The sequence below is a fragment of the Haloferax sp. Q22 genome (assembly GCF_001482285.1).
GTDB lineage: Archaea > Halobacteriota > Halobacteria > Halobacteriales > Haloferacaceae > Haloferax.
In genome coordinates this window covers 119368-136825 of sequence record NZ_LOEP01000007.1, presented here as the reverse complement: position 1 = coordinate 136825, position 17458 = coordinate 119368, and the positions used below count along the sequence as shown (strand labels likewise).

15 protein-coding genes and 1 pseudogene are annotated in these 17458 nt (G+C 64.4%); 8 read left to right on the top strand and 8 right to left on the bottom strand.

Annotation, left to right across the window (positions count from 1 at the left end):
* Positions 1-1286 precede the first annotated feature (1286 nt).
* From AM590_RS20325 to AM590_RS02840, 5 genes are all read left to right on the top strand, one after another.
* Positions 1287-1427 carry a hypothetical protein gene (locus tag AM590_RS20325; RefSeq protein WP_157575414.1) on the top strand — a complete coding sequence of 47 codons (141 nt, stop codon included), beginning with the start codon at positions 1287-1289 and terminating at the stop codon, positions 1425-1427.
* A gap of 59 nt (positions 1428-1486) precedes the next feature.
* Positions 1487-1867 carry a hypothetical protein gene (locus tag AM590_RS02855; RefSeq protein WP_058826120.1) on the top strand — a complete coding sequence of 127 codons (381 nt, stop codon included), beginning with the start codon at positions 1487-1489 and terminating at the stop codon, positions 1865-1867.
* A gap of 121 nt (positions 1868-1988) precedes the next feature.
* Positions 1989-2774: a winged helix-turn-helix domain-containing protein gene (locus AM590_RS02850; protein WP_253244183.1), complete on the top strand. Its 786-nt coding sequence runs from the start codon at positions 1989-1991 to the stop codon at positions 2772-2774.
* 104 nt (positions 2775-2878) lie between these two features.
* Positions 2879-4588: an NAD(P)/FAD-dependent oxidoreductase gene (locus AM590_RS02845; RefSeq protein WP_082677637.1), complete on the top strand. Its 1710-nt coding sequence runs from the start codon at positions 2879-2881 to the stop codon at positions 4586-4588.
* 250 nt (positions 4589-4838) lie between these two features.
* On the top strand, positions 4839-5177 hold the full coding sequence (locus AM590_RS02840) for a hypothetical protein (protein ID WP_058826119.1): 339 nt from the start codon (positions 4839-4841) through the stop codon (positions 5175-5177).
* Between the two features lie 27 nt (positions 5178-5204).
* Here AM590_RS02840 and AM590_RS02835 read toward each other — a convergent pair whose 3' ends face one another.
* Entirely contained in the window at positions 5205-5528 is a 324-nt protein-coding gene (locus AM590_RS02835; RefSeq protein WP_058826118.1) for a hypothetical protein, read from the bottom strand.
* Positions 5529-5932: 404 nt separating this feature from the next.
* On the opposite strand from AM590_RS02835, the gene AM590_RS02830 reads away from it, so the two are divergent.
* Both AM590_RS02830 and lrp read left to right on the top strand, forming a co-directional pair.
* The gene (locus AM590_RS02830; RefSeq protein ID WP_058826117.1) at positions 5933-6211 is read left to right on the top strand and encodes a hypothetical protein; all 279 of its coding nucleotides are present in this window, start codon (positions 5933-5935) and stop codon (positions 6209-6211) included.
* A 98-nt stretch (positions 6212-6309) separates the two neighbouring features.
* On the top strand, positions 6310-6771 hold the full coding sequence (gene lrp / locus AM590_RS02825) for an HTH-type transcriptional regulator Lrp (protein WP_042664639.1): 462 nt from the start codon (positions 6310-6312) through the stop codon (positions 6769-6771).
* Positions 6772-6773: 2 nt separating this feature from the next.
* Here the strand turns inward: lrp and AM590_RS02820 are convergent, their stop codons facing one another.
* The 4 genes and pseudogenes from AM590_RS02820 to AM590_RS02805 form a co-directional block, all read right to left on the bottom strand.
* Positions 6774-8927, bottom strand: a complete 2154-nt coding sequence (locus tag AM590_RS02820; protein ID WP_058826116.1) for a PAS domain S-box protein — start codon at positions 8925-8927, stop codon at positions 6774-6776.
* 75 nt (positions 8928-9002) lie between these two features.
* Positions 9003-9704, bottom strand: a complete 702-nt coding sequence (locus AM590_RS02815; RefSeq protein ID WP_082677636.1) for a hypothetical protein — start codon at positions 9702-9704, stop codon at positions 9003-9005.
* Positions 9705-9967: 263 nt separating this feature from the next.
* Positions 9968-10795 (bottom strand): CPBP family intramembrane glutamic endopeptidase, encoded by an 828-nt coding sequence (locus AM590_RS02810; protein WP_058826115.1) that lies wholly within the window; start codon positions 10793-10795, stop codon positions 9968-9970.
* A gap of 87 nt (positions 10796-10882) precedes the next feature.
* Positions 10883-14890: pseudogene (locus AM590_RS02805) on the bottom strand (PAS domain S-box protein).
* A 229-nt stretch (positions 14891-15119) separates the two neighbouring features.
* Between AM590_RS02805 and AM590_RS02800 the strand changes: the two are divergent.
* A complete protein-coding gene (locus AM590_RS02800) occupies positions 15120-15512 on the top strand; it encodes a DoxX family membrane protein (RefSeq protein WP_058826114.1) in 393 nt (130 codons plus the stop codon).
* A gap of 37 nt (positions 15513-15549) precedes the next feature.
* Here AM590_RS02800 and AM590_RS02795 read toward each other — a convergent pair whose 3' ends face one another.
* From AM590_RS02795 to AM590_RS02790, 3 genes are all read right to left on the bottom strand, one after another.
* Positions 15550-15729, bottom strand: coding sequence for a hypothetical protein (locus tag AM590_RS02795; protein WP_042666349.1), 180 nt, complete (start codon positions 15727-15729; stop codon positions 15550-15552).
* A gap of 162 nt (positions 15730-15891) precedes the next feature.
* Positions 15892-16068: a hypothetical protein gene (locus AM590_RS20725; protein ID WP_172795744.1), complete on the bottom strand. Its 177-nt coding sequence runs from the start codon at positions 16066-16068 to the stop codon at positions 15892-15894.
* A gap of 96 nt (positions 16069-16164) precedes the next feature.
* Complete coding sequence (locus AM590_RS02790) at positions 16165-17331, bottom strand: PAS domain-containing protein (protein ID WP_058826113.1); 1167 nt, start codon at positions 17329-17331, stop codon at positions 16165-16167.
* Positions 17332-17458: the final 127 nt, after the last annotated feature.

Below are 17458 nucleotides of genomic sequence, written 5' to 3'. Positions count from 1 at the left end.
GCGCAGTGTTTGAACTGCTCGACTGTCTCGCGGAGGAGTGGGTCGGCCCCTTCGGGAGTGTCGAGTTTGATGACGGCGGTTCGACGGTATTCCACTTCGTTTCACATATTTCCCTGTGGTTATTTAATAGCTGGGAGTCGGCCTGCCTTCGTAGCGTGGTTTGTGTACCGAGTTGTCGGCTTCCTCCCCGAGGTCAAGCCTCGGGGCATCCGCCTTGACTTTTCTGTGAACCACGACGTCGTTTATGATGTGTTACATGACGACCTCCACTGGTTCGACCAATTCCAGCAGGAAACCGCACAGTGGTTTCAGCAACGGAACTAATCTATCAACAACCCGGCGCTCTTGAGATCCGCCACCGTTGAACTGTGGTGAGTCACTCTGTCCCGGCTACTGTTGGCACTCCATCCGTCAGCAACTCGCCAGAGATAACGGGGTTTCAGCAGGCGTTTCACGTCGGGTGGTCGCCCTCGACTGGTTCCCCCGCTTAGTTGCGGATACACGCCGGAGCGATGCCGCGCCGGGGATAGCCCGAGGCATCCGATTCGTGTGGAGAATCTAACATGACGGCAAACCGAACGAGGACACACTCCACAGCCAGCCATCCACGACCGCGCCGACGCCACCACGCCGCCCACCGCGATACACCCCTGCCGAAATCCCGGCCGATTCTACACCCCTGATGCCGAGGGTGAACCGGGAGACACGCGCTACACCCCCGACATTCAGGGGTGTACATGGACGCCGATTCTCCGCAAGGGTGTACTCGATTCGCGTCGATTCGTGACCTGTCGTGGCCGCCATCGACGCCGGCTGTGTGGCTCACGTCGCCTCACCCGATTCCGGCCTGCGCCCGTCTCTCGCCGTCTCTGGGCGGATTCGCCGTTTTACTGTCCCCCCTGCGAATGCCGTCTCGACGGCCGCTCGTCGCCGCTTTGGCAGGTCGAAATTCGTCGATTCCCCGGTACACCCCGTCGTACGTGGGGTGTATCCACCGATTTCGAACGCGGATATACGGGCCAAACTGGTGGCTGGACACAGGCGCGACGCGCGACGAACGTGTTCCCCGAGATGCCGCGTGTCGCCGTGTGAACGTTCGTTTGGGGGTCGCTCGACCTGAAATGGGGGTTTGTCGAACGGGGCCTCGTTGGGTCGCGATAGCCGGCCGAAGTGGAGTCGACGCGACGACGACCGCAGAGGACACGTTGTTGCGGGAGAATGTGTGGGTGTAGAACCACCCCATCAACGGGAGTTGATTTTTCCGACTCGAACTGAAGACGGAGAATATGGTTCCCGTACAGTCGATACTCAAGGGACTCATCGGCCTGCTGTTTGTGTTGTTCCTGGTCGCCGGCCCTATCCTCCTGTACATCCTGATACGGAGCGAAGGACTCCTCGGTGACCCGCCCGGTCGGGGACTTCAGTAGTACCCCCGACGAGGCGGCGCAGACTTATTTCACCGCTCGACTCAACACACGAGTACGGAATGCCCGATACCCACGCGCTTGCCGAGACGAGCAAACGCCTTGGGACGTACGCCCTCATCGCCGTCGTCCTCGGCGCGCCCTTCGGTCCGTTTTGGTACGTCGAATCGACGCTGGGTCGGCAGACCTCTTTCGTGCACATCGGCGGCGCACTCGTCGCCGGGTCTGTCGTCCTCCTGTGTGGACTCGTCGTCCTCGAACGCTACGCCGGAGTCCGTGCGAAGACCCTCGCGTCGTTCGACGGGTTCTTCCTCGGCCTCAATGCGGGCGTCCTGTACGGGGAGTGGCTCGGCCTCCTGGGGAACGCAGTGGCGTTTCCCGGACTCGCCGGGGCACTCGTGTGGTCGCTCGGCTTCCTCGAGATTCACGACCGGGTTCGATGAGCCGTTCGCCCGGTCGGCGCATCGCGACGGGAGCGTCGTCGACAGACGAGTTTCAGTCATCCTCGACTCCACGACAGTCTCTGAGAGATATACTTACAGTTCGCAGGGCCGTGCCGAGAACATGGCTCACCACGGACCGGACTCACACCAGTTACTGGACCAGGCACCGCTGTTGGATGCAACCCGAGATGGGCCGCTCGATAGGTCCACGCTCCAGGATGAACTCGACATCTCGCGTGCCACGGCCTATCGGTGGACGTCCGCGCTCACGGACGAGCAGTTACTCGAACAGACGGCGGCGGGCTACCAGACGACGGGCGCGGGATGCGCCGTCGCCGACGCTGTCTCTCGATTCGAGCGCACTATCGCGGCGGCCGACCGATTAGAACCTCTGCTCGCGCAGATTTCAGCGCCGGAGTTCACGCGTCACGTCCATCTGTTCGCCGACGCCGACCTCCACGTCGCCACGCCGCAGAACCCGAACGCGCCCATCGAACCGTGGCTCGAACATTTCGCGTCGTTCGACCGCTCGCGGAGTCTGGTCGTCGCGGGATGCCCGCCGAAGGTCACAGAACAGGGCATCGAACACGCCCGAAACGACGTGGACTTCGAGGCTATCTGTACCCCGCTGGCGCTCGAAGCGGACCGAAACGCCTCGAAGAACGCGTTCGACACCATCGCGTCGGCTGACGCGCCCGCGTTGTACACCCACCCCGGACTACCGTTCACGATGGGCATCATCGACGACGTGGTCATCGTCGGCGGCTTCGACGACGAGACAGCCCTCCCGATTGCCTCCGTCACGACCGACGACCCCGAGGCTCGCGAGTGGGCCGTGGACCTCTATCGGCGCTACAAGCGCGATGCGGACAGGCTCGACGTGACGCAGATGAGCACCGGGCAGTAGCCACTCCCTCGTGCGAAATCTGTCTCCCGCGTGAACTGCGTCTCACGGGCTGAGACGCCGTCTCAGGCAATGACTATAATCCTGATCTGTCCGTCGAACGAGATATGGAACGGACAGGGCAGACCGAACCGGGCAACGGGGAACGACAGCACGGGCGACGAGGCAACTGGGCCGCTGGAGAATCACCGCCGACCGACTTCTACGACGTCGTCGTCGGCGGCTCCGGGATGTCGGCGTCGCTCACGGCCATGATTCTGGGAAAGCGCGGCCTCGACGTGGTGATGCTCGAAGCCGGGTCGCATCCACGGTTCGCCGTCGGCGAAGCGATGCTCCCGCAGAGTTCGATGTGGATGTGGATTCTCGGGGAGTACCACGGTATCCCGGAGATTCAGTATCTCAGCGACACGAACGACATCGTCGACAACGTCACGTCGTCGTGCGGTATCAAACACTCCATCGGCTTCGCGTACCACGAACCAGGCCAGTCGGTCGCGACGGACCACAGCCACCAGTTGATACCGCCGAGCCTGCCGTTCTACAGCGAGAGTCACCTCCTGCGCTCGGAGGTCGACCAGTATCTGGTCGAGACCGCCCAGCGGTACGGCGTGGAGTACCTCGACGAGACCGAAATTACCGGCGTGGACATCGGGCAAGACGAGGTGACCGTGACGACCGACCGCGGTCGTCTCGAGGCGGCGTTCTACGTCGACGGCACCGGCGGGAACTCCGTCCTCGCCGACGAGATGGGCTATCGCGAGGACGCGCCGAAACTGGAGACGGATTCGCGCGCCATCTTCACGCACGTCGAGGGGCTCGCCCCGTTCGACGAGCTACTCGACGAGGCTGCCCGCCCCGGACAGTCTAACCGCCTCCACGACGGGACGCTCCACCACGTGTTCGACGGGGGGTGGATGTGGATTATCCCCTTCGACAACTTCGAGCGCTCCGAGACGAACAAAGCGAGCGTCGGGTTGGTGCTCGACCGGACGCAGTACCCCACAGACGAGTCGGTCAGCGCCGAGCGAGAGGCTCGCCGAATCATCGCCGAGTTCCCCGATATCGAGCGCCACCTCGAATCAGCGACGCCGGTGCGACCGTGGGTCCGGACGGGGAGACTCCAGCGGACCGCCAACCAGTCCGCGGGGCACCGCCACTACCTGACCAACAACACCTACGGTTTCGTCGACCCGCTCTACGCGGTCGGGCTGGTGAACACTCTCGAATCCGTCTTCGTGTCGACCAACCTGCTGCTGGACGCGTTCGAAGACGGCGAGTTCTCGGCGACGCGCTTCGCACCCATCGACGAGATGCACCGCCGTCAACTCGCGACCAACGACCGGGTCATCAGCAACGCGTACAAGTCGATGGGTGACTTCCGACTCTGGAACGCGTGGACGCAGATGTGGCTGGGTCAGGTCCTGTTTCACGACCTGTATCTCCAGCGGCATTGCTTCACCTACCTCGCGTCGGGACAGCCCACCGAGTTCGACTCGCTTCTCGAAGAACCGACGCCGGGCGATGGCGCGCCGTTCGTGCCGCAGAAAGCCGAGATACACCGACGGATGGGCGAGATACTGGACGCCTACCGGGCGGGCGACGCGAGCGTTGACGAGGCCGCTGGCCTGCTGTTCGCGGAACTGCGGCGGGCGGACTGGCTCCCGAAGCACGTCTACGACTGGGGCGACGAGCGGGCGCGACACGTCGACTTCTCCGACCCCGAGCTCGTAGGGACGCTCATTCAGTGGGGAAAGACCGAGTCACCCGACCGAATCCGGGCGGAACTGTTCGATTTCCCCGTCCCCGAGATGGCCTAACGAGTGACCACTTCGTATTCGAAGACTGAGATAACGACGTTTGTTCGGACGGACGCTCGGCGTCGACGACGGCCAACCCGGTCAGCGAGCGGGTTGTTCGTGTTCGGAACGACCGAACAAATTCAACGCTGCACACAGTACTGTGTCGCAGCATGCCACCGAGAATGCGTTCGCTCGACGAAGCAAGCGATGAGCGTCTGCGGGGACGCGAACGCCCACACAACCGCCGCGAGCGACCCAATCGCGACTGATGCTGCTCTTGCTACTCGGTGGTGCGTGCCTCGTCGCACCGCTCTGTGCGGCCGCCGTCGCATTCCACGCCGGCCGTCGCGGTCGACCGTCTCGACACCGTCGACGCTGGGCGTTCCTCGTCGGCGGTGTAAGCGTCGTTGGCTTCCTCGTTCCGTACTTGTTCGCCGACTCGGTGCAGTACCTGTACTTCGAGGTGCTCAAACCCCGCCCGATCACCGTCACGCCGTACGAGCTTCTCGTGGTGAATCTCGGAACTGGACTGGTGTTCAGTGTGGGCGCAGTCGGGTGCTACGTCGTCGCCTCGGAGATTCGGCGGCCCGACACAACGTCTCCGTGAGCTACCAGTCTCCCCCACTTCAGCTACTCACTTCTCGTCGTCAGACCCGGGAAGCCGTCGAACGGCCTTTTCCCACCTGTCGCGGGCGGCTTGCCCGGGATCCGCAAACGGGTCATACGTGATGTCTTCCGCGGTTCCGAGCTGGTTGCCCCCGTCTCGTCCGGCTGCACGCCGCCAGAGGGCGACCACCGACGCGAGCATGACCACGATGAACAGTCCGCCCAAGAGGACATTGACCGGGTATTCGAGTGTAGGCACGACGAACACGAGGACCAACGCGAGCGCGGTCAGCTGGAATGCGTACAGCAGGTAACTGAGCCACGTCCCAGTGAGTTCGAGCGTCCGACCCATCTGTCGGCTGCATCGACCCACTCCGACAAAGGATTTCGCCTGAAATAGGTGGTTCGTGTGAACTCCGACGGGTCGCCGTCGACGAGCAATCGAAGCACGTCGTCGGCCGCGTGGAGCCTGACTATCGTCGTGTCGTCACCGAGTGTGACGGGAAGGCAGATAGTTATACGCTGTTTCGTGTTGTCGGACACGATCTGATTCTGCGCAACGACTTATGATAACTGGTGGCCAGTTTCTGCACATACTGATCGCGTGCTAGTGCGTCGTCGAACGAAAGCGACAGACGTGCGACGCATTCGCCGAGTGAGGCGCAACTAGTGCGCGCCGCGACTATCTTTGATGGTTTTTCACGGCCTGTCGCGGCCGAAATAAACATATGCGGTCGGGCAAGTGTACCAGCACGGATGCCGACGCGAGAGCACATCGACCAGAAGCCCACGAGCGAGCAGCGAAGCGAACTCGCTGCGCAGGACACCCGCGACGACGACGACCGCGTCGCAACGACACCCAACGGCGCGTACACCGGCGGCTACGCGTATCACGAACTCGACGACGACGGCGACATCGTCTGCGGCGGCCACAGCGACGGCCGGTTCGTCGAGGTCACACGCGCTGAGGCCAAGCGAACGGGCAAGACGCCCTGCGGGAAGTGCGAGTGGATTCTCGGCCTGAAGCGGGACTGAAACAGCGATCTCTCGGGCGACGACGAACTAGATTCATTTCTCGACATTGTCAACTTCGACCGAGAGATTCATCACAATCACCTGCAAACCAACCGGGTATGACCTACGAAAACCTGGATTCCGACCTGATCAACGCCCTGTTGAAAGACGGACGGCGCAGTCTGCGGAGCCTCGCCGAAGAACTCGACGTGTCGGTAACGACCGTCTCGAACCACCTGCGAGACCTCGAAGACGAGGGCATCATCGAGGGCTACACGCCGCGTCTCGATTACGACGCGCTCGGCTACGACGTGACCGCGGTCATGCACCTCAAAGTCGAAGGGAGCGCGCTCACGGACGTGACCGAACTCCTCGCCGCCGAACCGCAGATGGTCTCTGTGTACGAGGTCACCGGCGACTACGACGTCCTCGCGGTCGGCAAGTTCAAAAACACAGACGACATGAACCGCCAGATCAAGGCGCTTCTGAACGAAGCGCCGATTCGAGAGTCGAACACGAGCGTCGTCCTCAACGCAGTCTCCGAAAACGAGCAGTTCGACCTCGACGCCGGCGACGCGTAGGCTCAGTCGACGCGGAACTCGAACCGCGCACCGCCTGCGGCCCCTTCTGAAACCGCCACCTCCCAGCCGTGCGCGGCGGCGACCTGCGAGACGATATTTAGGCCGAAGCCAGTGCCCTCGGGAGACGTGGTGTAGCCAGCTTCGAACACCGTCTCGCGGTCAGCTGGCGGAATTCCCCGGCCGGTGTCTTCGACGGCGAACCCGCGGTCGGTCTCGACGACGGTGACGGTCACGCCGCCGTCGTCGGAGCCGTGTTCGACCGCATTCCGGAACAGGTTCTCGAGGAGTTGCTGGAGTTGGTCGCGGTCGGCGTCGATGACGGCGTCGGTCTCGACGGCCAACGTCGCACCGTCGGTCACGACGTTCTGCCAGCACGCCCGCGCGAGGTCGGCCAGCGCGACGGGTTTGATATCCATGGCGTCGTCACCGTCGTGGGCGAGGACGAGCAGGTCGCTGATGAGGTCGTCCATGCGGTCCAGCGCGCGGTCGATATCGTCGAGGTGGTCGCTGTCGCAGTCGTCTTGCAGCAGTTCGAGCCGGCCCATGGCGACCTGTAGCGGGTTGCGGAGGTCGTGGCTCACGACGCTCGAAAAGCGGTCGAGGCGCTCGTTCTGTTCGACGAGTTCGGCCTCGCGGTCCTTCTGTTCGCTGATGTCGCGAATCATCGCGACGAACAGGTCCTCCCCGTCGAGGTTGAGCTGGATGAGGTGCACTTCGGTGGGGAACGTCGTGCCGTCGCGGCGTTCGAGCGCCCCTTCGAACCGGCGTGGTTCGTTCGTCGGCAGGTCCGCCCAGAACGACTTCGAGCGGTCCGGTTCGGACGTGGGGTCGAGATCCCAGACGGTCTTGCCGGCGAGATCCGCCTCACTGTAGCCCAGTTCCTCGCACATCCGCTGGTTCACGTCTTGGATGGTGCCGTCGGCTTCGTGAACGACGACGAGGTCCGGCGAGTGTTCGAACAGCGCTTCGAGCCGCGCGGTGTTCGACCGGAGGAGTTCCTCGTAGGTCTTCCGCGGCGTGATGTCGTCTTGGAAGCCGACGAAGAAGTCGATGACGCCGTCGTCGTCGAACAGGGGCGCGACACGCACGCGATTCCAGAACTCGGTGCCGTCCTTGCGGTAGTTCAGGAGCTCGGTCGTCACGGACTCGCGTTCCTCGACAGCCGTCCGAAGTTCGTCGACGGCCGCCTCGTCCGTCCGCTCGCCTTGGAGGAACCGACAGTTCCGTCCGAGGGCTTCGTCACGGCTGTACCCGGTGAGGTCAGTAAACCGCTCGTTGGCGTAGACGATGGGGTTGTCCGCCGCGTGGGGGTCGGTGAGGACGATGCCAATCGGCGCTTCGTCCATCGCTTGTTCCCTGACCGACAGCCGCGTTTCGAGCGCCTCGCTTCGGGAGACCCGCGACAGCGTCCAGATGAGCGACCCGTCTCGCGCGGACGTGAGCGTGTGTTCTACGTCGACCAGTCCGCCGTCCTCGCGCACGAGCGACGACCGGCCCGTCCACCGACTCTCGCGGGCGGTGGGCAGTACCGAATCGTATACTGCCTGCGCCTCGTCGTCGGGATAGAACGACTCCACGTGGCGACCGAGGAGCTCCTCGCGGTCGGTACCGAACAGCGTCGCACAGGCCGTGTTCGCGTACTCGATAACGCCGTCGTCGCCGAGGATACAGACGGCATCAGTCGTGTTTTCGATGGCCGTCAGCCCCCGGTTGAGAGACTGCGAGGCTCGATACCGCTCAACGGCGTTCTCGACGCGGTTGGCGAGCAGTTGATGCCGACTCGTGTCGTTGCCTTTCTGGAGATAGTCGGTCACGCCCGCCGAAATCGCCGCGCTGGCGACTTCCTCGCTGCCGTTCGCGGTGAAGAGAATAACTGGGAGTTCCGGATACTCGGCCCGGACGCTCGCCAGCACGTCGAGGCCGTCGAGGTCGGGCATATCGTAGTCGCAGACGATGCAGTCGAACGTCGGACCGTCGCGCCGAACCCGGTCGACCGCGACCTGCGGGTCCGTCTCGGTATGGACGGTGATATGCTCGCGCTCGCGTTCCAGCGCCGCCGCGACGAGCGCCGAGAACTCGGGGTCGTCGTCGACGTGCAACACGTCGATAGGCGACGACTCCGAGAGTGAACGCGACGTGTCGCGAGGCGAGTCCATTTGTGAGATAAACGTGACCGTACCGCATCATAATGGTTGTTGCTCGTGGGAGGACCGAACGGGGGGCGGGCCCTCTCAGTCGTCGAGGTCGTCGATGGTGTAGTACACCTTCACCTTACCGGGGTTCCCGCGGTCGGAGTCGATGGGGACCGTGTTGGTCACCTGCTGTGGGTTGTCGCACGCGAGCGTGATATCGACCGGCTCGCTCCCCTCGTCCGGTGCCCCGGTAAACCAGTCCGAAGGTACCTCTCGTTCCGTGATTTTCGTCACGATGGTCTTCGGTTCCGACCCGTTACGTGGGACTTTGAAGTTGTCAATCGCCACGCCGATGTTTCGCGTCGCCCCTGTTGGGAGTCTGAGCGACGAGTGTTCGGACTGCCCGCCGCGGATGTCGTGTTCGATATCCAGTTCGAGCGCGCCTTCGCCCGGCCCTTGTCCGCTGATGAACTCGACTTTCTCCGCGCGGACGACAACCTCACACAGGTCGCCGTGGTCGTCGTCCGGTTCTCCGGCGATCGTTCCCATGTGAACCTGCACGTGGTCGGGGTTTTCGAGGCTGATGGACTTGATGCCGCCGTAAATTCGGAAGCCGTCGGATTTCCCCCAGACGGTTCCGTTCGCCGTACTCCCGGACACCCGGTCTCCCGGGCCCGTGGTGACGGGGAGTCCGCCAAGCCTGCCGCCTACTTTTTCGATGTCACCAGTCGCCTGAATCGTGTAGTCGGATTTGCCGGCTCCAAGGCCTTCCATCACGACATGGTGCTTTGGGTTTGCCATGTCAACTCACCACAAACTGATATCAACTCGAGACTGGTTAATTGTTATGAATGTTCAACGAGTTCACACAATTGCCGAGTTTTGAAGGCGGCGTGTTCCGGACCGAATCCGGACGCAGTCGGAAGGTAAGCGGGGCGGGTCGGGGCGTTCTCCGTGGACAGCAGTCGATAGAAAAGGGAACGAAGTACTGTCCTCTCACACCGGTCGGATGCGTGAAACCCACAGCCGGTGGGCTGTCCCGACCGGTCACGAGACGGTGCGTGTCACCAGCGAGCCCACACAGGCGTGACTCCACGTCCGTGGGTCAGCCGAACTGCGAGCACGACCACGCCAAGAAGCGCCGCATATTCGACCACGCCGACGACGAGATGCAGACTCGCGGGGATGTCGACAGTCACGATAAACGGCGGTTGGTTCATCGTCGCGTGGAACAGCGCGACCAGCCAGAGGTTGCCCGTAAGCGCGTAGACGCCGCCGTAGGCGAGTCCGGCGAGAAACAGCCCGAACAGTCGCCCGCCGAGTGCAATACTGACGCCGTGGCCCGAGGTGATAAACCACTGTGGCAGGTGGAACGCGGCGAACAACGCGGCGACGGCCGCGACGCCGCCGAGGACCGCCCGCCGACTGTCGCCGCCGAGAAGCGAAATCGCCTTCTGCTGGAGATAGCCTCGGAACAGGAGTTCCTCCGGGAGCGCCGTGAGCACGAGCGAACTCAGGAGCGCCACGAGATACGGACCCGGGTGTGCGACGACCCGCGACAGCACGGGGTCAAAGCCGACGACGCCGACAGTCGCGAGTCCAGCCGCGACGAGGTTGTATAGTACCCAGAACGCGGCGACGACAGCGACTGCCGCACCGAGCGCCCGTGGAGCGGGCAACAGCGTTCGGACTGCGACACCCTCGAGCCGGAGCGCCCCGACCGCGAGCGCGACGAGCACCCCGCTCCACGCGAGTCCCAAAAGCGGCGTCGGCGAGCCGTGGGGTGCGACGAGGAGGAACCCACTCAGGACGGTGACGACGAGCAGATACGTGACGGTCGGTATCGACGCGCCGAGTTCGAACGTCGGCGGTGTGAGACGGGTTCGGACCATCGTTCGACGGTTTTCTTCCTCTCGGAAAAAATGTTGTCCTGTTGATTTATTCGGCAGCCGATGCAATCGATGGGCGACCGCACTCGCTCACCGGCCCGTCCGGAACTCGAAGCGCGCACCGCCGTCGGTGCCATCGGTCACGGTAACCTCCCAGCGGTGTACGCTTGCGATATCGTCGACGATTGAGAGACCGAAGCCGGTTCCCGTGTCGCTGAACGTCACGCCGTGGTCGAACACCTCGCGGCGATGCGATTCTGGGATGCCGACTCCGTCGTCTTCGACGTAGAACCCCTCGTCGTCGTCGAGGGGGCCGATGGTCACCGTGAGGGTGCAGCCACGGTGTTCCACGGCGTCGCCGGACTGCGTCCGGCGGTCTGTCGAGCCGTGCTCGACAGCGTCACCAGACGTGGTCTGGTTGCCCGTGGAACCGTGCTTGACAGCATTCCGAAACAGGTTCTCGAACAGTTGCGTCAGTCGCCCGCGGTCGCCGGCGACGGCACCGAGGCCGTCGGCCGTCCTGAGCGTCGCCGCGTCGGTGTCGACGTAGCCCCACGCCTCGGTCGCGAGCGCCGCGAGGTCTATCTGCGTCGGCTGTTCGATGGTCGTCGACCCCCGCGAGAGCGTGAGGAGGTCCTCGATGAGTTGCTCCATCCGGGCGTGTGCGGACTCGACTTTCGACAGGTAGCTCGTGTCGCCCGTCTCCTGTGTGAGTTCGCGGAAGCCGATGGCGACGGTGAGCGGGTTCCGGAGGTCGTGCGCGACGACGCTCGCGAACTTGTCGAGGCGGTCGTTCTGCCGCTGGAGCTTCGCCTCGCGGCTCGCGCGGGCGAACGCGGCCTCGACGGTCGCGCTCAGGATGCGAAAGAGGTCGACGTCGGTATCCGAGAAGGCGGCCGTGGACGGCGAGCTAGCCAGCATGAGGCCGTACTCCCCCAGCGGAATCTGCATCTCGCTGTGAATCTCCGTCTCCGGATTGTACAGCCCCGGCTGTGAGGGCACGTCGTCGTACACCTGCGGTTCGCCCGATTCGAACGCCTGCCACGCCAGACTCCCGCCGGCGGTCAACCGCGGACTCGACCCGAACAGGTCGCGTGCAGCCGCGGTCTCGGCGAGCGGCAACAGCGCGTCGTCCCGCTCGTCGTACTCCCAGATGCCGGTGACTTCGAAGCCGAGGATGTCGCTCGCCGCGGTGACGGCGATGTCGCCGATTTCGTCGCCCGTCTGCGCCCGACTCAGCTCTTGGGCGGTCGCCTGGAGCGCGCGCAGGTCGCGTTCTAACTGCTTTTGCTCGGTGATGTCTTCGAGGACGGCGAGCGCGTTCGTCACCTCCCCGTCGGCGTCCGATAGCGGCACGACCGACAACAGGAGATCTAACTGCTCGCCGGCTTTCGTCTCGCGGCGGACCTCTTTGCGGCGGATTCGCTCACCCCGGAACGCTCGCTGTCGGTGAGTTTCGAACTCGGCCGCGCTGTCGTCGGGGACGAAGGGAACCGGGCCGCCGACGACCTCGTCTTGCGACCAGCCGAACATCTCTTCTGCCCCCCGGTTCCAGAGGGCGACCTCGCCGTCCGCGTCGAACTCCATGATGGTGAGCGGCGTGGCCTCGATGAGCGATTCGAGCCGGTGGTTCGTCGCTTCGAGCGCGCGTTCCCGCTCGACTTGCGAGGTGACGTTGCGGGCGATGCCGACGATTCTGACGATGTCGCCGTCGACGATGACCGGCGCGAGCCCCGTCTGCCAGAAGCGGGCGTCGACCCCGAGCGGAAGCTCCTCGCGGTACGAAATCGGGGCACGTCGTTCGACACAGCGGCGGAAGTTAGCCTCCACCTTCGCGCCGTGCTCTTCGCCGAACACCTCCTGCGGTGTCTTCCCCCGCACGTCGTCGGTCGTCAGCTCCGTCGCCTCCTCGTAGCCGGAACTGAGGCGGGCGAACTCGAAGCTCGGGCTGTCGCCGGTTGCATCGACATCGACGAGGAAAATCGCGTCGCCGGACGTGTCGAGGAGGGCCTCGTACTCTTCGGCGAGCGTTCGGTGGACGCGCGCCTGCTGGGTGTGTTCGGTGACGTCTTGGAAGACGCCACGGATGACTCGGTTGTCGTGGTGGTCGTTGTCGACCGGGTTGCCCCACGCGCGAACGTCGCGCACCTCGCCGTCCGTCCGGACGAGCCTGAGGTCGAGGTCGAACGGCTCGCCGTCTTCGACCGCCGCCGTGACGGCCGCCGAAATCTGGTCTCTATCGTCCGGATGGTAGAAGTCGATGGCGTCGTCGAGCGCCGGGTCGTAGTCCGGGTCGACGCCGTGAATCCGTCTGACGCCGGCCGACCATTCGAGCGCGCCGGTCGCCGGGACGTACTCCCAGATGCCGATGTCCGCGATGTCTTGGACGCGGTCGAACAGGAACTGCTGGCGTTCGAGTTCGGCCCGGTCGCGGCTGCGCGAGAGCACGGCGCTCACGAGTTCCGACAGGAGTTCGACGAACGTGTGTTCGAGCGTTCCGAACGGCGTCGCTCGCGGCGTCGGACTCGAGAAGTTGAGCGTCCCGTAGCGCTCGCCGTCGACGACGAGCGGGACCCCGATGTACGATTCCAGCGCGAACTCGCGGTAGGCGGGGTGCTGTGTCATCTCCGCGGCCGTGGCGTCCGTGAACGCACACACCTCGCGCTGGCTGACCACTTCCTTGCAGTACGTCGACCCGAGGTCGAAGCGGTCGCCGACGTCGATGCCGGCGTCCGACGGGTGGACCGCCCGGACGGTGTAGTCCTCGCCGTCGACGCGCGAGACGATGCCGATGTCGAGGCCGAGCGTCCGACAGCCGACCGCGACCAGACTCGAGAGGCGTTCGTCGGGTGACGACACCTCGGCGGCCATCACCGTCTGGAGTTCGCGCAGCGCGTCGCGCTCGCGCTCCAACTGCCGCTGGGCGTCGCTCCGCTCGGTCACGTCTCGGGCGACGACGAGCGCGTTGCGCCCGCCCGCGCGCTGAAACGGCGTCAGTCGAACGTCGAACGTCCGCATGCCGCCGCCGTCGGTGAAGTCGACCTGGAGGTCGGCGTCGTACAGCCCCGTGGTCCCGCCGTCGCTTTCGGCGGCGGCGAGCGTGTCTGCGACCGCCTGCACGAAGTCGGCCGCGTCGTCGTCGGAGACGTGCCGGCCGACGAGCGTCCGTAGCGACGACCCGACCAGCGCCGACGGGCTCGGCGCACCGAGGAGTCTAGCGGCCGCTGCGTTGGCGAACTGGACGGTTCCGTCGGCGTCGAGGATGACCACCACGTCGTGAATCTGTTCGATGATGGTCTCGCTTCGCTTGGCGTCGAGGCGCTGTTCTCGGGCGTGACCGCGGTCGGGGGCAGTCTCCCGCGAGAACACCGTGAGGCCGTCGTCGTCGGGGAACACGCGTAGGTCGACGCGCTCGCCGAAGGGCGTGCCGCGAGCGCGGTCGACCGAGTCGGCTTCGCCGCGTTCCATCGCCGTTCGGAGCGTGGCTTCCAGTTCGGTCCCACGGAGTGACGGGAACGCCTCCCAGACCCCGGCCCCCACGAGTTCGTCCGGGTCGCGGCCGAGACACGCTGTGAACTGCTCGTTCGCGTACTCGATGCGCCATTCGTCGTCAACGGCGAGAACGCCGTCGGTCGTCCGTTCGAGCACGCGGTCGAGTCGGGTTCACGCTCGCTCGGCGTCGCGCTGTGCCCGGGCAGCGTTCGAGAGCGTTCGAATCCGGCGCGCGAGCAACGCGAAGTTGTCCCGGTCGGCGCGGACCGGAATGTAGTCCGAGACGCCGACGCGCGTGGCCTCGTCGACGAGGTCGTCGTCGCCCTTGCCGGTGAACAGAATCACCGGAAGGTCGCTGTCGCGTTCTCGAATCGCCGACGTCAGCCGGAGGCCGTCGGAGTCGGCGAGCGAGTGGGCGGTCACGACGCAGTCGATTCGCTCGGTCGAGAGCGCGTCGAGCGCGGCGTCGGCCCGCGTCGTCGTGCGACAGTCGAACTCGAACCCCGTCGCCCGAAGTTTCGTCTCGACCAACTCCGTGAACTCGGCGTCGGCGTTGACGTAGAGGACCCGAATCGGCTCGTTCGGTGCGTCGGCGAGGGGGGACATGCTGACTAACCCAACCGACGGGAACAGGGTAAGCGTTTTCCACCCCGGAACCGCCCGACGTGAGGGGCGACCGCGCCACCGACTCGCCCGCCCGCGCGTTTCGACTGTGAAACAGACGAACCAGATTCGCGGGAACGTCAATGCGGAGACGGTCCGTCTCGACTACTAAAACGTACTGGCCGGTTTGTAAACACAGAGCTTATAATTAGAACACTATTTTCGAAAAGTGATGACAGCCCCCGACGAATCCGAACGCAGCACGCCATCGCGGCTCGCCCGCGCCCTCTTCGCGAGCGGCCTCGCGGTGCTCGCGATTCGCAACCTGACCGACCTCGACGGCCGCATCGCCTACGCCGAGGCGAAAGGCGTCCCCGAGGCGGACCGACTCGTCCCCGCGGCGAGCGGCCTGCTCCTCGGCGGGAGTATCGGTATCGGCCTCTGGAAGCTCCCCAAACTCGCCGCCGCGAGCGTCGCGGCGTTCTTCGCCGGCGTCACGCCGACGATGCACGACTTCTGGGCCGTCGACGACGACGCCCGCGACGAGGAACTCACCTCGTTCCTGCAGAACCTGACGCTGTTCGGTGCGGCGGTCGCGTTCTTCAAGCGCGCGTCGAGCGAATAACGACCAGATCGACACACAACCCCCTCGTTTTCTGCGGTCACGTATCGACGGCATACTCGTCAATCTGGTCGACGCCTCGCCAGAGCGTGTACAGATACCACAGTCCGACGACGGTCCACCCAACCGCGACGAGCGGAGAGCCATCGAACCACCAATGCACCGCAAAGCCGAACGCGGAGAGGGCGAGGACCTGGTACAGTCGATAGTGAGCGGACACGGCTTCGAGTAGCGACCGCCGCGATTGTAGTTCTTCTCCGGCGCACACCCCACCGTTTCCAGTATTATCGGCGGCGGCCGACCACCGCGTCAGGACGAGTCCGCGCCGTCGCGGTCGAACGACTACCGACGGACCGACGCGCAACCTCTCGTTGGTTTGCGGTCACACGTTGAGTGCGTCGTCCTCCGCTTCAGCCTCGCGTCTGAGCGTGTATACGTTGAGTAATCCGACGATGACCCATCCGGCCGCGATGAGCGCTGAGCCATCGACGAACCAGTATACTGCGAAGAGGAACGCACCGAGGGCCAAGAACTGTTGGAGGCGGGACCGTCGGGACATGACTCCAACTGACGTATGCCGCGAGTGTAGTTCTTACTCGTGGGGTCGACACCCCACTATTTCCAGTAAAGTCGTCGGCGACTGCCGACCACCGCGTCAGGACGAGTCCGCGTCGCCGTCGCGGTCGGCTGCACGGTGGAAGCCGACGAGGAACTCAAGTGCGCCGTCGTCGTCCCGAACCGGGCGGATGTCGAGGCGGTTCCAGAAGGGCTCGCCGTCGGCGTCGTAGTTGCGAATCTCGGTCGAAATCGGCTCGCCGGCGTCGACGGCCGCCTGAATCTCGGCAACTGTTTCGGGGTCCGTCTCGGGTCCCGAGAGGAACCGGTAGTTACGCCCCGTCACCGACTCGGCGTCGTGGCCCGTGAGCGTCTCGAACGCCTCGTTGCAGTAGATGATGGGGTTGTCGGCCTGCGAAGGGTCGATGACGACGATGCCGACGTCGAGGGCGTCGAGCACCCGGTTTTTCAGTTCGACCTCCGCGCGCAATGCGTCGACCTCGGTGAGTTCCTGGACGATACAGACGTGTCCGCCGTCGTCCATCTGCGTCAACACGAGCCGCTCCGGAACCGCTTCGCCGTCTTTGGTGACGCCGGTCGAAAAGCCCCGCCACGACCCCTCGGATTCGAGTTGCGGGAGGATTTCGTCGTAGAAGCGCTGCGCCTCCTGGTCCGGGTAGAGGATGTCCCAATGCTCGCCGATGAGTTCGGTCCGGTCGCGGTCGTAGAGTGCAGCGTACGCCTCGTTCATGTACTGGTAGACGCCGTCGCCGTCGATGATACCGATACCCTCCTCGGCGGATTCGATTGCGAGAAAGCCGCGTCGCATGTATCGCTCGGCCCGGTGTTTCTTGACGAGGTTCGAGACCTTGTTCGCCAACACGGGATACTCCTCGGGACCGCCCTTCTGGAGGTACTCGTCGACGCCGGCGGAGATAGCGCGACTCGCGATCTCTTCGCTTCCCTTCCCGGTAAAGAGGACGAAGGGAATCTCGATGCCCCGCTCGCGCGCCGCCGTGAGGAGTTCGAGCCCATCCATCACCGGCATGTCGTAGTCGCTCACGACGCAGTCGTACGCGCCGTCAGTGAGTTCGTCGAGCGCCGACACCGGGTCGGTGTACGTCCCCGTCTCGATGTCGTCGAGTTCGCGTGCGAGAAAGGTCGCGGACAGCTCCACCATGGACTCGTTATCGTCGACCAACAGGATTCGCATTGCACGCCGCTCGGTGCTAAACGGAGCGATATCGTGGAGCGGAGACACGTCCATGCGTATGTGATGTTGCCACAAAGTGATAAAAACAGCCACGGCGACAGTTGCACTCAGCGACCGTGCGCCGGGGACCGTTCCGGTCGCTCAGCGTCGGGAGCAAGACAACTGAGGTATGTATAGAATA

What these genes read in the sequence shown, in the direction of transcription:
- AM590_RS20325 (WP_157575414.1), top strand. Translation starts at nt 1,287, where the DNA reads ATGGTTCCCGTACAGTCGATACTCAAGGGACTCATCGGCCTGCTGTTT.
- AM590_RS02855 (WP_058826120.1), top strand. Translation starts at nt 1,487, where the DNA reads ATGCCCGATACCCACGCGCTTGCCGAGACGAGCAAACGCCTTGGGACG.
- AM590_RS02850 (WP_253244183.1), top strand. Translation starts at nt 1,989, where the DNA reads ATGGCTCACCACGGACCGGACTCACACCAGTTACTGGACCAGGCACCG.
- AM590_RS02845 (WP_082677637.1), top strand. Translation starts at nt 2,879, where the DNA reads ATGGAACGGACAGGGCAGACCGAACCGGGCAACGGGGAACGACAGCAC.
- AM590_RS02840 (WP_058826119.1), top strand. Translation starts at nt 4,839, where the DNA reads ATGCTGCTCTTGCTACTCGGTGGTGCGTGCCTCGTCGCACCGCTCTGT.
- AM590_RS02835 (WP_058826118.1), bottom strand. Translation starts at nt 5,528, where the DNA reads ATGGGTCGGACGCTCGAACTCACTGGGACGTGGCTCAGTTACCTGCTG.
- AM590_RS02830 (WP_058826117.1), top strand. Translation starts at nt 5,933, where the DNA reads ATGCCGACGCGAGAGCACATCGACCAGAAGCCCACGAGCGAGCAGCGA.
- lrp (WP_042664639.1), top strand. Translation starts at nt 6,310, where the DNA reads ATGACCTACGAAAACCTGGATTCCGACCTGATCAACGCCCTGTTGAAA.
- AM590_RS02820 (WP_058826116.1), bottom strand. Translation starts at nt 8,927, where the DNA reads ATGGACTCGCCTCGCGACACGTCGCGTTCACTCTCGGAGTCGTCGCCT.
- AM590_RS02815 (WP_082677636.1), bottom strand. Translation starts at nt 9,704, where the DNA reads ATGGCAAACCCAAAGCACCATGTCGTGATGGAAGGCCTTGGAGCCGGC.
- AM590_RS02810 (WP_058826115.1), bottom strand. Translation starts at nt 10,795, where the DNA reads ATGGTCCGAACCCGTCTCACACCGCCGACGTTCGAACTCGGCGCGTCG.
- AM590_RS02800 (WP_058826114.1), top strand. Translation starts at nt 15,120, where the DNA reads ATGACAGCCCCCGACGAATCCGAACGCAGCACGCCATCGCGGCTCGCC.
- AM590_RS20725 (WP_172795744.1), bottom strand. Translation starts at nt 16,068, where the DNA reads ATGTCCCGACGGTCCCGCCTCCAACAGTTCTTGGCCCTCGGTGCGTTC.
- AM590_RS02790 (WP_058826113.1), bottom strand. Translation starts at nt 17,331, where the DNA reads ATGGACGTGTCTCCGCTCCACGATATCGCTCCGTTTAGCACCGAGCGG.